Annotated in this window: 19 protein-coding genes; 12 read left to right on the top strand and 7 right to left on the bottom strand. The window is 64.2% G+C overall.

Translation table 11 applies throughout. The features are described 5' to 3' along the window. Window positions 1-7 precede the first annotated feature (7 nt). Both ACIPZG_RS14465 and ACIPZG_RS14460 read right to left on the bottom strand, forming a co-directional pair. Window positions 8-721: an OmpA family protein gene (locus ACIPZG_RS14465; protein WP_400714741.1), complete on the bottom strand. Its 714-nt coding sequence runs from the start codon at window positions 719-721 to the stop codon at window positions 8-10. An 87-nt stretch (window positions 722-808) separates the two neighbouring features. Continuing rightward, window positions 809-1501, bottom strand: coding sequence for an OmpA family protein (locus tag ACIPZG_RS14460; RefSeq protein ID WP_400640883.1), 693 nt, complete (start codon window positions 1499-1501; stop codon window positions 809-811). Between the two features lie 158 nt (window positions 1502-1659). Between ACIPZG_RS14460 and ACIPZG_RS14455 the strand changes: the two genes are divergently transcribed. The 5 genes from ACIPZG_RS14455 (at window position 1660) to ACIPZG_RS14435 (ending at window position 5911) form a co-directional block, all read left to right on the top strand. Then, a complete protein-coding gene (locus ACIPZG_RS14455) occupies window positions 1660-2154 on the top strand; it encodes a DUF6231 family protein (RefSeq protein ID WP_400714738.1) in 495 nt (164 codons plus the stop codon). 2 nt (window positions 2155-2156) lie between these two features. Further along, a complete protein-coding gene (locus ACIPZG_RS14450) occupies window positions 2157-2633 on the top strand; it encodes a YchJ family protein (protein WP_400714735.1) in 477 nt (158 codons plus the stop codon). 2 nt (window positions 2634-2635) lie between these two features. Continuing rightward, window positions 2636-3112, top strand: coding sequence for an LEA type 2 family protein (locus ACIPZG_RS14445; RefSeq protein ID WP_008090641.1), 477 nt, complete (start codon window positions 2636-2638; stop codon window positions 3110-3112). Between the two features lie 7 nt (window positions 3113-3119). Next, window positions 3120-3323 carry an SEC-C metal-binding domain-containing protein gene (locus ACIPZG_RS14440; protein WP_008090658.1) on the top strand — a complete coding sequence of 68 codons (204 nt, stop codon included), beginning with the start codon at window positions 3120-3122 and terminating at the stop codon, window positions 3321-3323. A gap of 146 nt (window positions 3324-3469) precedes the next feature. Next, window positions 3470-5911, top strand: coding sequence for a penicillin acylase family protein (locus ACIPZG_RS14435; RefSeq protein ID WP_400714732.1), 2442 nt, complete (start codon window positions 3470-3472; stop codon window positions 5909-5911). 47 nt (window positions 5912-5958) lie between these two features. Here the strand turns inward: ACIPZG_RS14435 and ACIPZG_RS14430 are convergent, their stop codons facing one another. After that, on the bottom strand, window positions 5959-6384 hold the full coding sequence (locus ACIPZG_RS14430; protein WP_400640875.1) for a type II toxin-antitoxin system HicB family antitoxin: 426 nt from the start codon (window positions 6382-6384) through the stop codon (window positions 5959-5961). A gap of 22 nt (window positions 6385-6406) precedes the next feature. Further along, on the bottom strand, window positions 6407-6589 hold the full coding sequence (locus ACIPZG_RS14425; RefSeq protein ID WP_400640874.1) for a type II toxin-antitoxin system HicA family toxin: 183 nt from the start codon (window positions 6587-6589) through the stop codon (window positions 6407-6409). Between the two features lie 207 nt (window positions 6590-6796). Here ACIPZG_RS14425 and ACIPZG_RS14420 point away from each other — a divergent pair, with 207 nt between their 5' ends. The 5 genes from ACIPZG_RS14420 to pdeM all read left to right on the top strand — a co-directional run bounded on the left by ACIPZG_RS14420 (window position 6797) and on the right by pdeM (window position 13843). After that, window positions 6797-7813: a ligase-associated DNA damage response exonuclease gene (locus ACIPZG_RS14420; protein ID WP_400714729.1), complete on the top strand. Its 1017-nt coding sequence runs from the start codon at window positions 6797-6799 to the stop codon at window positions 7811-7813. Continuing rightward, window positions 7810-9468 (top strand): ATP-dependent DNA ligase, encoded by a 1659-nt coding sequence (locus tag ACIPZG_RS14415; protein ID WP_400714727.1) that lies wholly within the window; start codon window positions 7810-7812, stop codon window positions 9466-9468. The genes ACIPZG_RS14420 and ACIPZG_RS14415 overlap by 4 nt, the downstream gene beginning before the upstream one ends. A gap of 82 nt (window positions 9469-9550) precedes the next feature. Continuing rightward, window positions 9551-10666: a succinylglutamate desuccinylase/aspartoacylase family protein gene (locus ACIPZG_RS14410; protein ID WP_400714724.1), complete on the top strand. Its 1116-nt coding sequence runs from the start codon at window positions 9551-9553 to the stop codon at window positions 10664-10666. Between the two features lie 67 nt (window positions 10667-10733). Beyond that, a complete protein-coding gene (locus ACIPZG_RS14405) occupies window positions 10734-13187 on the top strand; it encodes a ligase-associated DNA damage response DEXH box helicase (protein ID WP_400714721.1) in 2454 nt (817 codons plus the stop codon). Further along, window positions 13184-13843, top strand: coding sequence for a ligase-associated DNA damage response endonuclease PdeM (gene pdeM / locus ACIPZG_RS14400; protein WP_400714718.1), 660 nt, complete (start codon window positions 13184-13186; stop codon window positions 13841-13843). Before ACIPZG_RS14405 ends, pdeM begins: the two co-directional genes overlap by 4 nt. Here pdeM and ACIPZG_RS14395 read toward each other — a convergent pair whose 3' ends face one another. Together ACIPZG_RS14395 and dcd are read right to left on the bottom strand one after the other, a co-directional pair. Next, window positions 13844-14071, bottom strand: coding sequence for a hypothetical protein (locus tag ACIPZG_RS14395; RefSeq protein ID WP_400714715.1), 228 nt, complete (start codon window positions 14069-14071; stop codon window positions 13844-13846). Window positions 14072-14167: 96 nt separating this feature from the next. Continuing rightward, on the bottom strand, window positions 14168-14734 hold the full coding sequence (gene dcd, locus ACIPZG_RS14390; RefSeq protein ID WP_008096785.1) for a dCTP deaminase: 567 nt from the start codon (window positions 14732-14734) through the stop codon (window positions 14168-14170). A 329-nt stretch (window positions 14735-15063) separates the two neighbouring features. Between dcd and ACIPZG_RS14385 the strand changes: the two genes are divergently transcribed. Then, window positions 15064-15273, top strand: coding sequence for a cold-shock protein (locus ACIPZG_RS14385; RefSeq protein WP_003254922.1), 210 nt, complete (start codon window positions 15064-15066; stop codon window positions 15271-15273). Between the two features lie 192 nt (window positions 15274-15465). On the opposite strand, the gene apbC is transcribed toward ACIPZG_RS14385, so the two are convergent. After that, a complete protein-coding gene (apbC, locus tag ACIPZG_RS14380) occupies window positions 15466-16560 on the bottom strand; it encodes an iron-sulfur cluster carrier protein ApbC (RefSeq protein ID WP_400640861.1) in 1095 nt (364 codons plus the stop codon). A 156-nt stretch (window positions 16561-16716) separates the two neighbouring features. Here apbC and metG point away from each other — a divergent pair, with 156 nt between their 5' ends. Further along, window positions 16717-18756: a methionine--tRNA ligase gene (metG, locus tag ACIPZG_RS14375; RefSeq protein WP_400714712.1), complete on the top strand. Its 2040-nt coding sequence runs from the start codon at window positions 16717-16719 to the stop codon at window positions 18754-18756. Window positions 18757-18761: the final 5 nt, after the last annotated feature.

The raw sequence follows: 18761 nt of genomic DNA, 5'->3' as shown, positions 1-18761 counted from the left end.
CTCGTTCTCAGTTGAGGTGCAGGTCGACCCGCCGATTGTGTGCACGACCTTCCTCGGTGTCGTTTTCCGCCACCGGCTCGCTGGCCCCGCGCCCTTCACTGGTGACCTTCTGCGGTGCCATCCCCTGACTGATCAGGTACTCGGCAACACTGGCGGCACGCCGTTCGGAAAGTGCCTGGTTGTAGCTGGCGGAGCCAACGTTGTCGGTATGGCCGACCACCCTGATCCGGGACACGCCCAACTCGTTGAGCCTCGGCAACAGGCTTTGCAGCCGCTGCTGGCTACCTGTAGTGAGATCTGCGGAGTTGAACGCGAACATCACCTGGCCCTGGTCGTCGAGGGAGATCACCGCTGGTTGAGGCTCAGGCGCAGGCTGGCTGGGCGGATACTGCGGCAACGGGCAGCCCATGTGGTCGACCGCCGTGCCGGCCGGCGTGTCGGGGCAGCGGTCACGGCGATCGAACACCCCATCTTCGTCTTTGTCACCGTCCTGGGCGTAACAGATCAGGCCACCGGCAATGGCCCCCAGTGCACCGCCGCCTGCGGCCCAGCTCGAACTTTCGATGGCGCCCAGGCCACCGCCCGCCAGACCACCCAGCAGGCTGCAGATCGGCCAGGTCCTTTGATTGAGGGGCGCACTGCCATCGCTGTGGGTGGCGCAGCCTGCGAGCAGGCTGGTGACCACCAACAACGGCAACGCCGCCTTTGACATAACACTCATCATGAATGCTCCTGTGTCGTTGGCCGCAACCGGCTTACAGGAGTAAAGACGCGCCCGCGCCACTTCTCAAGGCGCGGGCGCAGGCGGTCAGCGCTGGATCTTGATCTCGGTGCGACGGTTCATCGAACGCCCATCGGCCGTGGCATTGTCTGCCACTGGCTGGGTCTCACCGGCACCGACCACCGAGACGAAGCTGGCGCGCGGGACGCCGCTCTCGATCAGGTATTCGGTCACCGAGTGAGCGCGGCGCTCGGACAGTTTCTGGTTGTAGCTGTCGGAGCCGACGCTATCGGTATGGCCAGTGACGCTCAGGCGAGCACTAGGCGCTTCCTGCTTCAGGCGGGTGGCGATGGTGTTCAGGCGCTCCTTGTCGGCGGCAGTCAGGCGCGCCGAGTCGAACTCGAAGTGCACATCACGGATGACGATGACTTCTTCTTTCTGGACGACCACTTCCTCGACCACCGGCGCCGGTTCCGGCGGGCAGCCATTGGCATCGACCTGCACGCCGCGTGGCGTGCCCGGGCACTTGTCGCGGCTGTCCGGCACGCCATCACCGTCTTCGTCGCCATCGCCGTGGGCCCAGCAGTAGCCGGCGGCCAGACCGCCGCCAAGCAGCGCGCCCCAACCCGCCCACGATGAACTTTCGATGGCGCCCAAGCCGGCACCGGTAATGCCCCCGACGGCAGCACACTTCGGCCAGTCGGTTTTTTGCAAACCTGCACAACCAGTCAACACACTGGTGAGCAGTACCAGGGGTATCGCTGTGCGTACTATGCTCATTTTGTAGCTTCTCCTAGGGGGAATCGGCATAAGACCGATCTCTGGGAGTAAAGACCGCGCAATCGATCCCTGCCAGCAATAAGCCACGACCCGGCACATGCCCCTTTGCCCGCAGGCAATGGCCCGCTAGTCTTGGTCAACCTGAACGAGGATTGGCAATGACCGACGGTTTTTCCCAACGCACGCCGCAGCAGGCCCTGGCGGCTCTGCTCGAACGCTTCACCCCGCAACGTTTGCTGCTGGTGGGTACACGCTTCCCGGCCCTTGAGGCATTTGCCCAGGCACACCCGCAGGTGACCATCGAAACCGCCGCACCCGGTCCGCTGCCAGCAGCGCTCGCCGCTCAGCGCTTCGACCTCGCCGTACTGGTTGACTGCCTGGAACACCTGCCCAAGCGCACCGGCCTGGAGCTGCTAGGGGGCATTCGCAACCTCAATGCCAGCCGCGTGGCGGTACTGGCCGATTTGCCTGCCTGTGGCTGGCAGGACACCGACTTTTTCGCCCTGGCCCTGTCGGCCAGCGAGAAATTCCGTCGCGACGAACAAGTATTGAGCTTGTTCACCTATGATCTACATGACTACAAGCAGGTCCCCGACTGGCTCAATGCCAAGTTCTGGGCCAACCCTGAAAACTTCGGCAAGTATTGGTGGTGATGATGAGTGTCTCGGTTTGCCCTTGTGGCAGCGGCAACCTGCTCGACGCCTGCTGCGGGCACTACCACGGCGGTACCCCGGCACCGGATGCCCAGACACTCATGCGCTCGCGCTACAGTGCCTATGTGCTGGGCCTGATCGACTACCTGGTGGCCACTACCCTGCCCGCCCAGCAGGCCGGGCTGGACTGTGCCGCCATGAGCGCCTGGAGCGCCCAGAGCACCTGGCTGGGCCTGGAAGTGGAAAACGCCGAGGTGCTCGGCGGCCAGCCCGAACACGCCTTCGTCACCTTTACCGCGCGCTGGCATGACCAGGAGGGCGACCACCAGCACCGCGAGCGCTCGGCATTCGTGCAGCACGACGGGCGCTGGTACTTCATCGACCCGACCGTCGAGCTCAAGGTCGGGCGCAACGACCCCTGCCCGTGCGACAGCGGGCAGAAGTTCAAGAAATGCTGCGCCAGCTACCTCGGTAACTGAGCATGATCGCCCAAGCCCGTCTGCTCCTGCTCGGCGCCCTGCTGGCCTTGCTGACGGGCTGCGCGATCTGGGGCGACGACGACTGGCGCGACCCCGAGGTGCACCTGGTCAAGGTCGAGACCGTCAAGGCGCGCCTGTTGGAGCAGGAGTTCGTGTTGCACCTGCGCATCGAAAACCCCAACGACAGCCGCCTGTTCATTCGCAACCTGGAGTACTCGCTGTGGCTCAACGACCTGCGGCTGGTCGAGGACGATGTGAGTATCTGGCGCAGTGTCGGTGGCCACGCCCGGCGCACCTTCAAGATCACCGCACGGACCAACCTCTGGCAGCAGCTCAAGCCCTTGGCCAAGCTGTTGCGCACTGAGCAACCGCTGCGCTACCGGTTGCAGGGTGAACTGGCTACCGGGCTGCTCATCCATCGGGACCTGCACTTGTCGCGCAGTGGTGAGATAATCCCCGGCGATTTCATACCGGAGTAACCCTGCAATGACCCAACAACCCCATGTTCATGGCCCAGACTGCGACCACGGTCATGATCACCACCACGATCACGACCACGGCCATGTGCACGGCCCGCATTGCAACCACGGCCACCAGGAGCCGGTTCGCAACGCCCTGAAGGACGTCGGCCGTAACGACCCTTGCCCATGCGGCAGCCAGAAGAAGTTCAAGAAGTGCCACGGCGCCTGACCAGGTGCCTGGCTGCCAGTTTCAGGCTTTGCGCCTGAAGCTGGCGACCGCTGGTAAATAAAGCTTCTACGCACCTTGCACGGCGACTGCGCGCTCACTACCTTAGCGCCTTTCAAACCCCGCCACGCCCTGCAGGAGCCCTTGTCATGGCCGCCCCCGTCTTTTTCCCCTTCCGCCCGCGGTTCACCCGCACGGCCACGCTGCTTGGCATGCTCGGGCTTGCCGGCTGCCAGATGGGGGGCTATCAGGACAGCGTGCCACCGACCACCGGTGTGCAACCGCTCAAAGGCCTGGCGCAGAACGTGTCGGTACGACGCAACGCCATGGGCGCGCCGCTGATCGAAAGCAGCAACTTCCATGACGCCCTGTTCAGCCTCGGCTATGTGCATGCCGGTGACCGTATCGAGCAAATGCTCGCCATGCGCCTGCTGGCCCAGGGGCGTTTGGCGGAAATGGCGGGCAGCGAGGCGCTGGACATCGACCGCCTGATGCGAGCGGCTAACCTCAAGCAGAATGCCACCCAGCTCTACGCCGATGCTTCGCCACGCCTCAAGCGCTTCTTCGAAGTCTATGCCCGCGGCGTCAACGCCTACCTGTTCCGCTACCGCGACAAGCTGCCGGCCAACCTCGCCAGCAGCGGCTATCGCCCGGAATACTGGAAGCCTGAGGACTCGGCGCTGATTTTCAGCCTGTATGCCTTCAGCCAATCGGTGAACCTGCAGGAAGAACTCAGTGCCCTGGCCCTGGCCCAACAGGTGGGCAGCGACAAACTGGCGTGGTTGCTGCCCGGCGCACCGGACGAACCGCTGGCAGACGCCGAGGTTGAAAAACTCAAGGGCCTGAACCTGAACAGCCAGCTGCCAGGCCTGCCAGCCTTGGCCGCGGCCAGCCAGAAGCTCGCCGACTTGGGCCTGCTCAGCAGCCCCGGCTCGGCCAACCTGGCCCTGGGCCCGCAGCGCAGCCGCAGTGGCAAGAGCCTGCTGGCCAGCGACACCCGCGCCGCCTGGGCCCTGAGCCCAGTGCAGATCCACACCGGCAAGTACCAGGTCGCCGGCCTGTCGCTGCCAGGGCTGCCCATCGTTCTGGCTGGCTATAACGGCAAGCTGGCCTGGAGCAGCAGCGCGGTGATGGCCGACAACCAGGACCTGTACCTGGAGCAACTGCGCCATCAAGGCAGCCAGCTCAGCTACCTGGCCGATGGCAAATGGCAGCCGGCCCGTGCCCGCAGTGAAACTTTCTTCGTCCGCGGCCAGCGACCGCTGCGGGAAGTCATGTACGACACCCGTCATGGCACCCTGCTCGCTCAACCCGGCAACGCCGGCCTGGGCCTGGCCCTGAACTTGCCGCAGCTCAAGGGCGATCGCAGCCTCGATGCGCTGTTCGACCTGACCCGCGCGAAAACCGTAGAGCGCGCCTTCGACAGCACCCGCGAAGTCGCCGCGGCGGCGCTCAACTTTGTCTTCGCCGAACCCGAGCACATTGGTTGGCAAGTCAGCGGCCGTTACCCCAACCGACGCGAAGGCCAAGGCCTGTTGCCGTCGCCGGGCTGGGACGGACGCTACGACTGGGATGGCTTCGCCGACCCGATGCTCCACCCCTATGACCAGGACCCGCCGGAAGGCTGGATCGGCCACGCCAACCAGCGCAGCCTGCCACGGGGCTATGGCATGCAGTTGTCCAATACCTGGTACTACCCCGAGCGCGCAGAACGCCTGGCCCAGCTGGCCGGCAATGGGCGGCACGACAGCCGCAGCCTGATGGCCCTGCAGAACGACCAGGTAACGCTGCTGGCGGACAAGCTCAAGCAGATGTTCGACGCACCCGGCATGGCCCAGCCGCTCAAGCAGGCCATTAACGCCCTACCCCCCGCCCAAGGCGACAAGGCACGCGACGCCCTGGCGCGGCTCAAGGCGTTCGATGGCCGCCTGAGCCCGGTGTCGGCGGATGCGGCGTTGTATGAGCTGTTCCTGCAGGAAGTAGCACGCCAGACCTTCCTCGACGACCTTGGCCCGGAATCCGGCCCGGCATGGCAGGCGTTCGTCAGCAATGCCCAGCTGTCCTATTCGGCCCAGGCCGATCACCTGCTCGGCCGCGAGGACAGCCCGTTCTGGGATGATCGCAGCACGCCGCAGAAGGAAGACAAACCGGCCATTCTCGCCCGCAGCCTGGCCGCTGCCGTGGATGCAGGCACCGCGCAGCTCGGCGCCGATCGCCGCGCCTGGCAGTGGGGCAAACTGCACCAGTACCGTTGGCCGGCCCCGGCCTACCATGGCCTGGGCGATGCCCTCAGCCGCTCATCAATGGCCGCGGGTGGTGACTTCAGCACCTTGGCACTGACGCCTTATGCCTGGGGCAGCAATTTCGATACCCGCCTGCCGGCATCGGCACGCATGGTCGTCGACTTCGGGCAGGCAGAGCCACTGCAGGTGCTGACCAGCAATGGCCAATCCGGCAACCCGGCCAGCGGGCATTACAGTGATGGGCTGGATGCGTGGTTCAAGGGACGGTTCATGAGCCTGCCCCTGCAACCGCAGAACTTTGGGCGGGCGTATGGCAATCAGCGATTGACGTTGGTGCCAGGTCGGTAAGCATAGGGATGAGAAAGCCGCCAGAATTGGCGGCTTTCTGTTTTTGCTCAAGCCGCTACAACTGCGAGCTCAATGCGCTGACCTAGAACATGCAGCGCATGCTCGACCTGCTCGATCTTTGAGCGGTGCAACAGATCAACCAGGCGGTCGACTTGAGGACGGTTGACGCCCAGGCGTCGCGCCATCTCGGTTTTACTCACTTTCTGGGCAACCATGGTGTTCCAGAGCGCTGCTTTCGCCGCTGTCAGGGCCGGCAGGCGTACAACGGGCTGATCCGATAACGGCGCTGCAGGCAGTGGAATGGCCTTTTTCTGATCCACATAGAAAGAGAGTGCGGATTCCATGGCATCTACAGCATCGTACAGTGCCTCCTCAACTGAATCGCCAGCACTGGCCATCTCAGGCACATCCGGGCAGCTGATCCAGAAACTGCCCTCTTCTTGGTGAATGATCACCGGATAATCGAAGATCATCTTGTGCGCTCCCCTGAACTCATCATTGTTTCAGGCCCAGATCTTTCAGGATCTTGCTTCTGAGCCCTTCGCCCATCTCTTTGGCACCATGATCCGGAAAAATCGTCTGGCGATTACCCAGGTAAACCTTGAAATGGCTTCCCTTGGCCGGCACGAACGTAGCGCCCTGGGCGCGTAACCACCGGCGAAATTCACTGTACTTCATACGGGCCTTTGATCACTGAATGTGCAGCACTTGCTGGTCGCACGCAACATTTTTGTTGCGCACCATCAATGTGAGCCCATAGTTAAACGTGAAAAGCGCTTCCACATTTCCGAATAGCTGGTAGCCGTTTTCGCCCAAACAGCCGCTCGAACTTCTGTCCTGCAGCACCGCTCTCAACAGGTAACCCCGCCACCCAGCGCCCACGCCATGGACCTCGTCATCACCCGCCCCGAAGGCCTCTACTGCCCACCCGGTGATTTCTACATCGACCCGTGGCGCCCGGTGGCACGCGCGATCATCACCCACGGCCATGGCGACCACGCCCGCAGGGGCAACGCGCATTACCTGACCGCCGCCCCCGGCGCGGGCATCCTGCGCAGCCGTCTGGGCCAGGACATCGACCTGCAGCCCCTGCCCTACGGCGAACGCATCCATCACCACGGCGTCACCCTCAGCCTGCACCCGGCCGGGCATGTGCTGGGCTCGGCGCAAGTGCGCCTGGAGCATGCAGGCGAAGTGTGGGTGGCTTCCGGCGATTACAAAGTCGAACCAGACGGCACCTGCGCGCCTTTCGAGCCTGTGCGCTGCCACACCTTCATCACCGAATCGACCTTCGGCCTGCCCATTTATCGCTGGCCCAGCCAAGCCGAAGTTTTCACCGGGGTGAATGCCTGGTGGCGGGCCAATCGTGATCAGGGCAAGGCCAGCGTGCTGTTCTGTTATGCCTTCGGCAAGGCTCAGCGAATTCTGCACGGACTGGACCCGAGCATCGGCCCGGTCCTGGTACATGGCGCGGTCGAACCGCTGAACCAGGTGTACCGCGAGGCTGGGGTGCACCTGCCACCAACCCGCTACGTCGGCGACATCCCACGTAACGACCCACTCATGCGCCAAGCCCTGGTGCTGGCCCCGCCCTCCGCTGCCGGCAGCACATGGATGCGCCGCTTTGGCGATTACAGCGATGCGTTCGCCAGTGGCTGGATGCTTCTGCGCGGCACGCGGCGGCGTCGCGGGGTGGATCGCGGCTTCGTGCTGTCCGACCATGCCGACTGGCCGGGGCTGCTCTGGGCCATCAGCCAGACCGGCGCCGAACGGGTCATGGTCACCCACGGTTCGGTCAACGTACTGGTGCGCTATCTCAGCGAACAGGGGCTCGATGCCCGCTCATTCGTGACCGAATACGGTGACGAGGATGACGCGCCCGCCACGGAACCTGAGCCATGAAAGACTTTGCAGCGCTTTACTTGCGTCTGGATGCGACCACCTCCAGCAATGCCAAGCTCGAAGCACTGCGCGACTACTTCGCCGCCGCCCCTGCCGAGGATGCGGCCTGGGCGGTGTACTTCCTGGCCGGGGGCCGGCCACGCCAGTTGGTGCCCACCCGCGTGCTGCGCGAACTGGCGACGACACTGGCCGACCTGCCCGACTGGTTGTTCGAAGAAAGCTACCAGGCCGTCGGCGACCTGGCGGAAACCATCTCCCTGCTACTGCCTGAAAACCCGCACGGCAACGAGGACGGTCTGGCCCATTGGGTCGAGGCCCATCTGCTACCGCTTCGCGGCCTGCCCGCCGACGCGATCCAGCAGCGCCTGCCGCCACTCTGGGCCAAGCTCGACCGACCCAGCCTGATGCTGTGCCTGAAGCTGATCACGGGCAGCTTTCGCGTCGGCGTGTCCAAGCTGCTGGTCACCCGGGCCCTGGCCCAGTTGGCCGGGCTGGATGCCAAGCGCGTGGCCCAGCGCTTGGTCGGCTATACCGACATCAGCCATCGCCCCAGCGCCAACAGCTACCGCAAGCTGATCGCTGAAGAGTCGGCCGATGAACACAGTCAGCGAGGGGGCCAGCCTTATCCGTTCTTTCTAGCGCACGCCCTGCAGGCACCCGTCGAGCAGTTCGACGCCTTGCTCGGCCCACCCAGTGCCTGGCAGATCGAATGGAAGTGGGATGGCATCCGCGCCCAGGTGGTCAAGCGCGATGGCCAGGTTTGGGTGTGGTCGCGCGGCGAAGAGCTGGTTACCGACCGCTTCCCGGAGCTGCATGGCCTGGCGCAGAGCCTGCCGGACGGCGTCGTGCTCGACGGTGAAATCCTGGTCTGGAAACCGGGCGCCACAGCCGAGGTGCCGGCCGTGCAGCCGTTCGCCCTGCTGCAACAGCGCATTGGCCGCAAGACCCTGGGCAAGAAGCTGCTGGCCGATGCGCCCGTGGTATTGCAGGCCTACGACTTGCTGGAATGGCAAGGCGAGGACTGGCGCAATCGTCCCCAGCACGAGCGTCGCCAACAGTTGCAGCGTCTGATCGAGGACTATCCCCTGGCGCCGGTACTGCTTTCGCCTTTGCTCGAAGGGCAGGATTGGCATGACCTTGCCGTTCAGCGCGAACAATCGCGAAGCCTGGGTGTCGAGGGCCTGATGCTCAAGCAGCGCGATGCCTTGTACGGCGTGGGCAGAACCAAGGACATGGGCCTTTGGTGGAAGTGGAAGATCGACCCGTTCAGCGTCGATGCCGTGCTGATCTATGCGCAACGTGGCCATGGCCGCCGCGCCAGCCTCTACAGCGACTACACCTTCGCCGTCTGGAACGCACCAGCCGGCACGCCGGAGCGTGCCTTGGTGCCTTTCGCCAAGGCTTACTCAGGGCTCAGCGATGAAGAAATGCGCAAAGTCGATGCAATCATCCGCAAGACCACGGTGGAAACCTTCGGCCCGGTGCGCAGCGTGACCCCGACCCTGGTGTTCGAACTGGGTTTCGAAGGCATTGCCTTGTCCAAGCGACACAAGAGCGGGATTGCGGTGCGTTTCCCCCGCATGCTGCGCTGGCGCCAGGATAAACCGGTGGAGCAAGCCGATGACCTGGCGACCTTGCAGGCACTGCTGGCCTGAACACGACGGGTTGAGGCACAGTGGCCAAATTTATGCTTCTATCTTTGTCGCAGATTGTTTTCGCCACGCCGCCAGGACCACCATGCACCATTCGACCCACGACCTGCTCTCCCCCGTACCCGGCGTCAGCCGCCAGCTGCACAGCTTCCACTTCGGACCACGCAGTGGCGCCAAGGTGTACATCCAGGCCTCACTGCATGCGGACGAGCTACCGGGCATGCTGGTCGCCTGGCACCTCAAGCGCCACCTGGCCGAACTGGAACAGCAAGGGCGCCTGCGCCGTGAGATCATCCTGGTGCCGGTGGCCAACCCGGTAGGCCTGGAGCAGGTATTGCTCGATTCGCCACTGGGGCGTTTCGAACTGCAGAGCGGCGAGAACTTCAATCGCAAGTTCGTCGACCTTTCCGACAGCATCGGCGACCAGATCGACGGCCACCTGACCCAGGACCCTGAGCACAATCTCGCCTTGATACGCGAATACCTGCGCCGTGGCCTCGACACCTACCCGGCGCACACGCCCCTGCAGTCCCAGCGCCTGACCTTGCAAAGGCTGGCCTGCGACGCCGACCTGGTGCTGGACCTGCATTGCGATTTCGAGGCCGTCGAACACCTCTACACCACGCCCGAGGCCTGGCCGCAGGTCGAACCGCTGGCCCGCTACCTGGGTGCCCAGGCCAGCCTGCTGGCCACCGACTCCGGCGGGCAGTCGTTCGACGAATGCTTCAGCCTGGTCTGGTGGCAACTGCAGCAACGTTTCGGCAAACGCTTCCCGATCCCCCTGGGCAGCGTCGCGGTGACCGTCGAACTGCGTGGCCAGGCCGACGTCAGCCATGACCTGGCCAGCCAGGACAGTCAGGCGATCCTCAACTACCTGACCCATGCCGGCGTCATCGAGGGCAGCGCCCCGCCCTTGCCGCCGCTACCACAACCCGCCACACCGCTGGCTGCCGTCGAGCCGGTGTCGACACCCCTGGGAGGCTTACTGGTGTATCACGTGCGCCCCGGCCAGCAAGTGGAAGCCGGGCAACTGATCGCCGAAGTCATCGACCCGCTCAGCGACCGCGTGACCGCCGTGCGCACCCGCCAGTCCGGGCTGCTGTATGCCCGCAGCGTGCGCCGCATGGCCACGGCCGGCATGGTCATCGCCCATGTCGCCGGCGAACAGGTGTGTCGCAGCGGCTATCTGCTGGGTAACTGACTCGGTAAAACCAATGGCTCCGTAGGGTGGTCTGTAGAAGCACAGCCTTGCAGGGACCACACCGCGCATGCCTGCCTCCACTGACCTCGCCACAGCCTGGTTCGCCGCGCGTGGCTGGAAACCCTTCGCCTTTCAGCGGCAAGTCTGGGCGGCCGTCGGCCGTGGCGAATCCGGGTTGCTGCATGCCAGCACCGGGGCCGGCAAGACCTACGCCGTCTGGCTGGCCGCGCTGCGCGCCTTTGCCGAGCCCGGGCGCCAGCCCCCAGGGCTGCAGGTCCTCTGGATTACCCCCATGCGCGCGCTGGCGGCCGATACCGCTCGCGCCTTGCAGGCTCCCGTGGACGACCTGGGGCTGAACTGGAGCGTTGCGGTACGCAGCGGTGATACCAGCAGCGCAGAGCGCGCCCGTCAGGCCCGGCGCCTGCCAAGCACGCTGATCACTACACCCGAAAGCCTCACTTTGCTGCTGACCCGGGCACAGGCCTGTCACGACTTCGCCAGCCTGCACCTGGTGGTGGTCGATGAATGGCACGAACTGCTCGGCAACAAGCGGGGCGTACAACTGCAGCTGGCCCTCGCGCACCTGCGCCGCTGGCGGCCTGATCTGGTGACCTGGGGCCTTTCAGCCACCCTGGGCAACCTGCCGCATGCGCTCGAAGTGCTGCTGCCCCATGGCGGCCAACTGGTACGGGGCCGTCAGGACAAGCGCCTGGTGGTCGACACCTTGCTGCCGCCGGCGATCGAGCGCTTCCCCTGGGCCGGGCACATGGGCCTGAAGATGCTCGACCAGGTCGCCCATGAGCTCGACGGCAGCGCCAGCAGCCTGGTGTTCACCAATACCCGCGCCCAGGCCGAGCTGTGGTACCAGGCCCTGCTGGATGCACGCCCCGACTGGGCCGGCCAGATCGCCCTGCACCATGCCTCGCTGGCCCGGGCAACCCGCGACTGGGTCGAGCTGAGCCTCAAGCAAGGCCTGCTGAAGGCGGTGATCTGCACGTCCAGCCTGGACCTGGGCGTGGACTTTCTGCCGGTGGAACGGGTGCTGCAGATCGGCTCGGCCAAGGGCATCGCTCGCCTGATGCAGCGGGCCGGGCGCTCCGGGCACGCGCCGGGCCGGCCTTCGCGTGTCACCCTGGTGCCTACCCACAGCCTGGAGCTGGTGGAAGCCGCTGCGGCGCGTCAGGCGCTGGCCGCCGGGCATATCGAGGCGCGCCGTTCGCCGCGGCTGTGCATGGACGTGCTGGTCCAGCACCTGGTCAGCATGGCCCTGGGCAGCGGCTTTCGCCCAGCTGAGCTGCTGTCGGAAGTGCGCGCCACCTGGGCGTTTCGTGAGCTGCGCGACAGCCAGTGGCAATGGGCACTGGACTTCGTCTGCCATGGCGGCAGCTCGCTCAGCGCCTACCCCGACTATCAGCGTGTCGAAGCCCACCACGACGGCATCTGGCGAGTCGCCAGCGAGCGCCTGGCCAGGCGTCACCGCATGGGCATCGGCACCATCGTCAGTGACGCCAGCCTGCAACTGAAATACTGGAGCAAGGGCGGTGGCGGCAAGCATCTGGGCAGTGTCGAGGAAGCCTTCATCGCCCGTTTGCGCCCCGGCGACACGCTGGTGTTCGCCGGGCGGGTGCTTGAACTGGTAAGGGTCGAGAACATGACCGCCTATGTGCGCCGCAGCAGCGCTCGCAAGGCTGCCGTGGCCCGCTGGAATGGCGGGCGCATGCCGCTGTCCAGCGAACTGGCCGATGCCCTGGTGGAGCAACTGGATGCCGCTGCCCACGGCCGCTATGCCAGTCCCGAGCTGCGCGCGGTGCGCCCGCTGCTTGCGCTGCAGGCACGCTGGTCGGCCCTGCCCACCCTGCAGACACTGCTGGCCGAGACCCTGGTCTCGCGCCAGGGCTCGCACCTGTTCCTCTACCCATTCGCCGGGCGCATGGCCAACCTGGGGCTGGCCAGCCTGATCGCCTGGCGGGTCAGCCGGCAACAACCGCTTTCGGTGTCGATTGCCGTCAGCGACTATGGCTTCGAACTGCTCAGCCCGAGCCCTGTGGACTGGGCCGCCTACCTGCCCCCCGCACTGTCCGCCGAGCATTTGCTGGAGGATGTGCTGGCCAGCCTCAATGCCGGTGAAATGGCCCTGCGGCGCTTTCGCGAAATCGCCCAGATCGCCGGGCTGGTGTTCGGTGGGTATCCGGCTGCGCAGAAAAGCACCCGGCAAATCCAGGCCTCCAGTGGGCTGTTCTTCGAGGTGTTTCGCAAGCACGACGCCAACAACCTGCTGCTCGGCCAGGCGCAAGATGAAGTGCTGCGTGAGGAGCTGGAAATCGAACGTCTGCAGCGTCAGTTGCTGAAGATGGGCCGCTTGCGGCTGGATCTGCGGGCACTGCAACGGCCGGGGCCGCTGGCCTTCGCCCTGCTGGTGGAAGGCATGCGCGAAACGTTGAGCACAGAGAAACTGGCAGACCGGATTGCCAGAATGGTGGCGGACCTGGAAAAAGCGGCCATGCGGGACCGCGCGCCATGAGTCGCCATCTGGTGGTCGAACATTGCGGCGAGACACTCTGGCTGCTCCCCGACAAAGCCCTCTACTGGCCCGCCCGGGAGACGTTGCTGATAGCCGATGTGCATATTGGCAAGGCCGCCAGCTTCCGGGCGTTGCACCAGCCCGTGCCACGGGGTACTACCGACACGACCCTGGCGCGCCTGGATACGTTACTGGCGGCATACCATTGCAAGCAGTTGGTGATTCTCGGCGACTTTCTTCACGCGCACACGGCGCGGGCGCCCGCTACGCTGGCCAAGCTTCGCTCATGGCGCGGCCAACACGGCGGGCTGCGTATCGTCCTTATCCGCGGTAACCACGACCGCCACGCCGGCGACCCGCCTGCCGAACTGGCCATGAACGTGATCGATGAACCCTGGCTGCTGGCACCCTTCGCGTTGCAGCACGAGCCCATTGCTCACCCCCAGCACCCGGTACTGGCGGGCCATGTGCATCCGGTCTACCTGTTGCGCGGGCGGGCCCGGCAACGGCTGCGTCTGCCGTGCTTCCTGCTCGATACCCAAGTCAGCCTGCTGCCGGCCTTTGGCGAGTTCACGGGTGGCTGGACGGTCAACCCAGGCGCGGGCACCCGGGTATTTGTCACAGGCGATGGCGACGTCTGGGCATTGAACGGTTGATCACGCCACAGGCGCGGGAGGCGGCTCGTCGGGCAAGGTCGGTTCGCCCGGCTCCATGGGTGGCGTTTCACCCGGCTCGGGCGGCTGCGGGGTATCGGGATCAGGCTGGTGGGGCACGCCCCCGGCCTGCATCGGCAGCGGATGGGCCAGCAACGACCATGACAGCAACCCGACGTGGTTGGGCTGCAGCACAGCCAGCTTCGCGCTGATTGTGGGATGGAGTTTCATTGGCTGCTCCTGACGAGAGCCGATGCGCATCATGCACATCGGCACAGTTACCCGTTGGAGTGCCAAAGGCGCGGGGAATTCCCCGCGCTCGTCGGCTCAGGTCCGCGGCAGGGTGACGCCGCGCTGGCCTTGGTACTTGCCGCCACGGTCCTTGTAGGACACTTCGCACTCTTCGTCGGATTCCAGGAAGAGCATCTGCGCCACGCCCTCATTGGCGTAGATTTTCGCCGGCAGGGTGGTGGTGTTGGAGAACTCCAGGGTCACGTGCCCTTCCCACTCTGGCTCCAGCGGGGTGACGTTGACGATGATGCCGCAACGCGCATAGGTGCTCTTGCCCAGGCAGATGGTCAGTACATTGCGCGGAATGCGGAAGTACTCGACGGTACGCGCCAGGGCGAAGGAGTTCGGCGGGATGATGCAGACATCGCTTTTGACGTCGACGAAGCTGCCGGCGTCGAAATTCTTCGGGTCCACGGTGGCCGAATTGATGTTGGTGAACACCTTGAATTCGTCGGCGCAACGCACGTCGTAGCCGTAGCTGGAGACGCCGAAAGAGATGACCCGGCTGTCCTGCTCGCCGCGCACCTGGCGCTCGACGAACGGTTCGATCATGCCGTGTTCCTGCGCCATGCGGCGAATCCACTTGTCCGATTTGATGCTCATGGCGGGGGTGTCCTGAAGAGTTACAAGGTGAAAAACGAGACGCGCATCTTACCGGTCCGAGCGCCCAGGTTAAAGTTCCATGCCACATCCCGCGCCGGACGGGGCTTGCGGCCGCCGTCGATCTGAATTTCATCAAAGGCCATCTTGGTGATTGGCAGGTTGCACAAAGTGGGTTAAGGTGACGCCACTGTGCTGCACGTGACACCGAGAATCTCTAGTTTGATGCACGATCCTGATCGGCCCATCGCTGAATTTTCTGCTCTCTTTGCGCTCAGTCCCGGCCAGGGATTTTCCTGACCGTTTTCAACTTTGTCCAAGGAGACAGAAAAATGTCCAACCGTCAATCCGGTGTTGTTAAGTGGTTCAACGATGAGAAGGGCTACGGCTTCATCACCCCTCAGTCGGGCGACGACCTGTTCGTGCACTTCAAAGCCATCCAAGCTGACGGCTTCAAAACCCTGAAAGAAGGCCAGGCTGTTACTTTCGTCGCTACCCGCGGCCAGAAAGGCATGCAGGCTGAAGAAGTTCAGATCGCCTAAGTCGATCTAGCTTCCTAGCTTTCAAAAAAACCCGCCTTCTGGCGGGTTTTTTTATGCCTGCTGTAGGAGCGGCCTTGTGTCGCGAAAGGGCTGCGCAGCAGCCCCAGATTACTGCGCCGCGGCCAATATCGCTGGGGCTGCTGCGCAGCCCTTTCGCGACACAAGGCCGCTCCTACAGGACTACGCGGGGAATCAATCCTCGCTGATGGTAATGCTCGGCATGGCCGGCGCTGCCGCCTCCTGCAACACGATCCGCGCCCCGACCTGACGGGCCAGTTCCTGATAGACCATGGCAATCTGGCTTTCCGGCTCGGCGATCGCCGTCGGCTTGCCACTGTCGGCCTGTTCTCGGATCAGCATCGACAACGGCAACGAAGCCAGCAGCTCGACCCCATACTGCGCCGCCAGCTTCTCGCCGCCACCTTCGCCGAACAGGTGCTCGGCATGACCGCAGTTCGAGCAGATGTGCACCGCCATGTTCTCCACCACCCCCAGCACCGGAATGTTGACCTTACGGAACATTTCCACGCCTTTCTTGGCATCGAGCAAGGCCAGGTCCTGGGGCGTCGTGACGATCACCGAACCGGCCACCGGGACTTTTTGCGCCAGCGTCAGCTGGATATCACCGGTGCCCGGCGGCATATCGATCACCAGGTAATCGAGGTCATCCCAGGCCGTCTGGGTCACCAGCTGCAGCAAGGCCCCGGAGACCATCGGGCCACGCCAGACCATGGGCGTGTTGTCATCGGTGAGGAAGGCCATGGACATGACCTCCACGCCATGGGCCTTGATCGGCACGAACCATTTCTGCTCGCGGATCTGTGGGCGAGTGCCTTCGGCGATACCGAACATCACACCCTGACTTGGCCCATAGATGTCAGCGTCGAGAATACCGACCCGAGCACCTTCGCGCGCCAGGGCCAGGGCCAGGTTGGCAGCGGTGGTGGACTTGCCGACCCCGCCCTTGCCCGACGCCACGGCGACGATGTTCTTGACGTTGGCCATGGCCGGCACCTGGGCCTGGGCCTTGTGCGCGGCCACCACGCAGTCGATCGACACCTGCGCCGAAGCGACGCCATCAAGGTTCTCGATCGCGGTTTGCAGCACCTGGGCCCAGCCGTTCTTGAACAGGCCGGCGGCATAACCGAGCTGCAACTGCACAGCGACCTGCCCGCCCTGGATATCGATGGCGCGCACGCAACCGGCGCTCACCGGGTCCAGGTTCAGGTAGGGGTCGGTGTACTGGCGAAGCACGCCTTCGACGGCGGCACGGGTGACGACACTCATGGACACTCCCATTGGCAAACTGAATGTAAAACAGACGCCTATCCTAACCCGTCAATCGTCAGCAGATGCGCGCGCGGGGTGAAATATATTCGCGAGCCCTTTATAGTGGCCGATCACCCTCAATTTTACCCGAGCCGAATAAGTAGCCGAGCCACTATGTCCGAGCCACGTCAGATTCTCGTAACCAGCGCCCTGCCCTATGCCAATGGATCCATCCACCTTGGCCATATGCTCGAGTACATCCAGACGGACATGTGGGTTCGCTTCCAGAAACTACGTGGCAACCAGTGCATCTACGTCTGTGCCGACGACGCCCACGGCTCGGCCATCATGCTGCGCGCCGAAAAGGAAGGCATCACCCCGGAGCAGCTGATCGCCAACGTGCAAGCCGAGCACAGCAGCGACTTCGCCGATTTCCTGGTGGACTTCGACAACTTCCACTCCACCCACAGTGAAGAGAACCGCGAGCTGTCGAGCCTGATCTATTCGCGCCTGCGCGAAGCCGGGCACATCGCCACCCGTTCGGTCACCCAGTACTTCGACCCGGAAAAAGGCATGTTCCTGGCCGACCGTTTCATCAAGGGCACCTGCCCAAAGTGTGCGGCCGAAGACCAATACGGCGACAACTGCGAAAAATGCGGCGCCACCTACGCACCGACCGAACTGAAGAACCCCAAGTCGGCGATCTCCGGTGCCACCCCGGTACTGCGCGACTCCCAGCACTTCTTCTTCAAGCTGCCGGACTTCCAGGCCATGCTCCAGCAGTGGACCCGCAGCGGCACCCTGCAGGACGCCGTGGCCAACAAGCTCGCCGAGTGGCTGGACTCGGGCCTTCAGGAGTGGGACATCTCGCGTGACGCGCCGTACTTCGGCTTCGAGATCCCAGGCGAACCCGGCAAGTACTTCTACGTCTGGCTGGATGCGCCGATCGGCTACATGGCCAGTTTCAAGAACCTCTGCGCCCGCCGCCCGGAGCTTGACTTCGATGCGTTCTGGAACGAAGACTCCAAGGCCGAGCTGTACCATTTCATCGGCAAGGACATCGTCAACTTCCATGCCCTGTTCTGGCCGGCCATGCTCGAAGGCGCAGGCTTCCGCAAGCCGACCGCGGTCAACGTGCACGGTTACCTGACCGTCAACGGCGCCAAGATGTCCAAATCGCGCGGTACCTTCATCAAGGCCCGCACCTACCTGGACCACCTGCAGCCGGAATACCTGCGCTACTACTACGCCGCCAAGCTTGGCCGTGGCGTCGACGACCTCGACCTGAACCTCGAGGACTTCGTGCAGAAGGTCAACTCGGACCTGGTTGGCAAGGTGGTGAACATCGCCAGCCGCTGCGCAGGCTTCATCCACAAGGGCAATGAAGGCGTCATGGTTGCCGGCGATGCCGCACCGGAACTGACCGAAGCCTTCCTTGCCGCTGCACCGTCCATTGCCGACGCCTACGAAGGCCGCGACTTTGGCCGCGCCATGCGCGAAATCATGGCCCTGGCCGACCGCGCCAACGCCTGGATCGCCGACAAGGCCCCGTGGTCGCTGGCCAAGCAGGAAGGCAAGCAGGAAGAAGTCCAGGCCATTTGTGCCCAGGGCGTCAACCTGTTCCGCCAGCTGGTGATTTTCCTCAAGCCGGTACTGCCGGTGCTGGCTGCCGATGCCGAGGCCTTCCTCAATGTCGCGCCGCTGACCTGGAACGATCACCTGTCGCGCCTGGAAAACCACACGCTCAACCCGTTCAAGGCGCTGATGAGCCGTATCGAACCGGCCAAGGTCGAGGCCATGGTTGCAGCCAGCAAGGAAGACCTGCTGGCTACCGAAGCCAAGGCCCCGGCCGGCAACGGCGAATTGGCCAAGGACCCGCTGTCGGCGGAAATCGAGTTCGACACCTTCGCCGCCGTCGACCTGCGCGTTGCGCTGATCGTCAAGGCCGAAGCCGTGCCCGGCGCTGACAAGCTGCTGCAATTGACCCTGGACATCGGCGACGAGCGTCGCAACGTGTTCTCGGGCATCAAGTCGGCCTACCCGGACCCCTCCCAGCTGGAAGGTCGCCTGACCATGATGGTGGCCAACCTCAAACCCCGCAAAATGCGCTTCGGTGTGTCCGAGGGCATGGTCATGGCCGCCGGCCCAGGCGGTGAAGAGATCTACCTGCTGAGCCCTGACAGCGGTGCCAAACCAGGCCAGCGCATCAAGTAACGCCC

Origin of the sequence: Pseudomonas sp. NPDC089395, from assembly GCF_044749525.1 — a bacterium.
Classification (GTDB): Bacteria; Pseudomonadota; Gammaproteobacteria; order Pseudomonadales; family Pseudomonadaceae; genus Aquipseudomonas.
The sequence above is the reverse complement of the archived record's forward strand: the minus strand, read 5'-3'. Positions and strand labels throughout refer to the sequence as shown.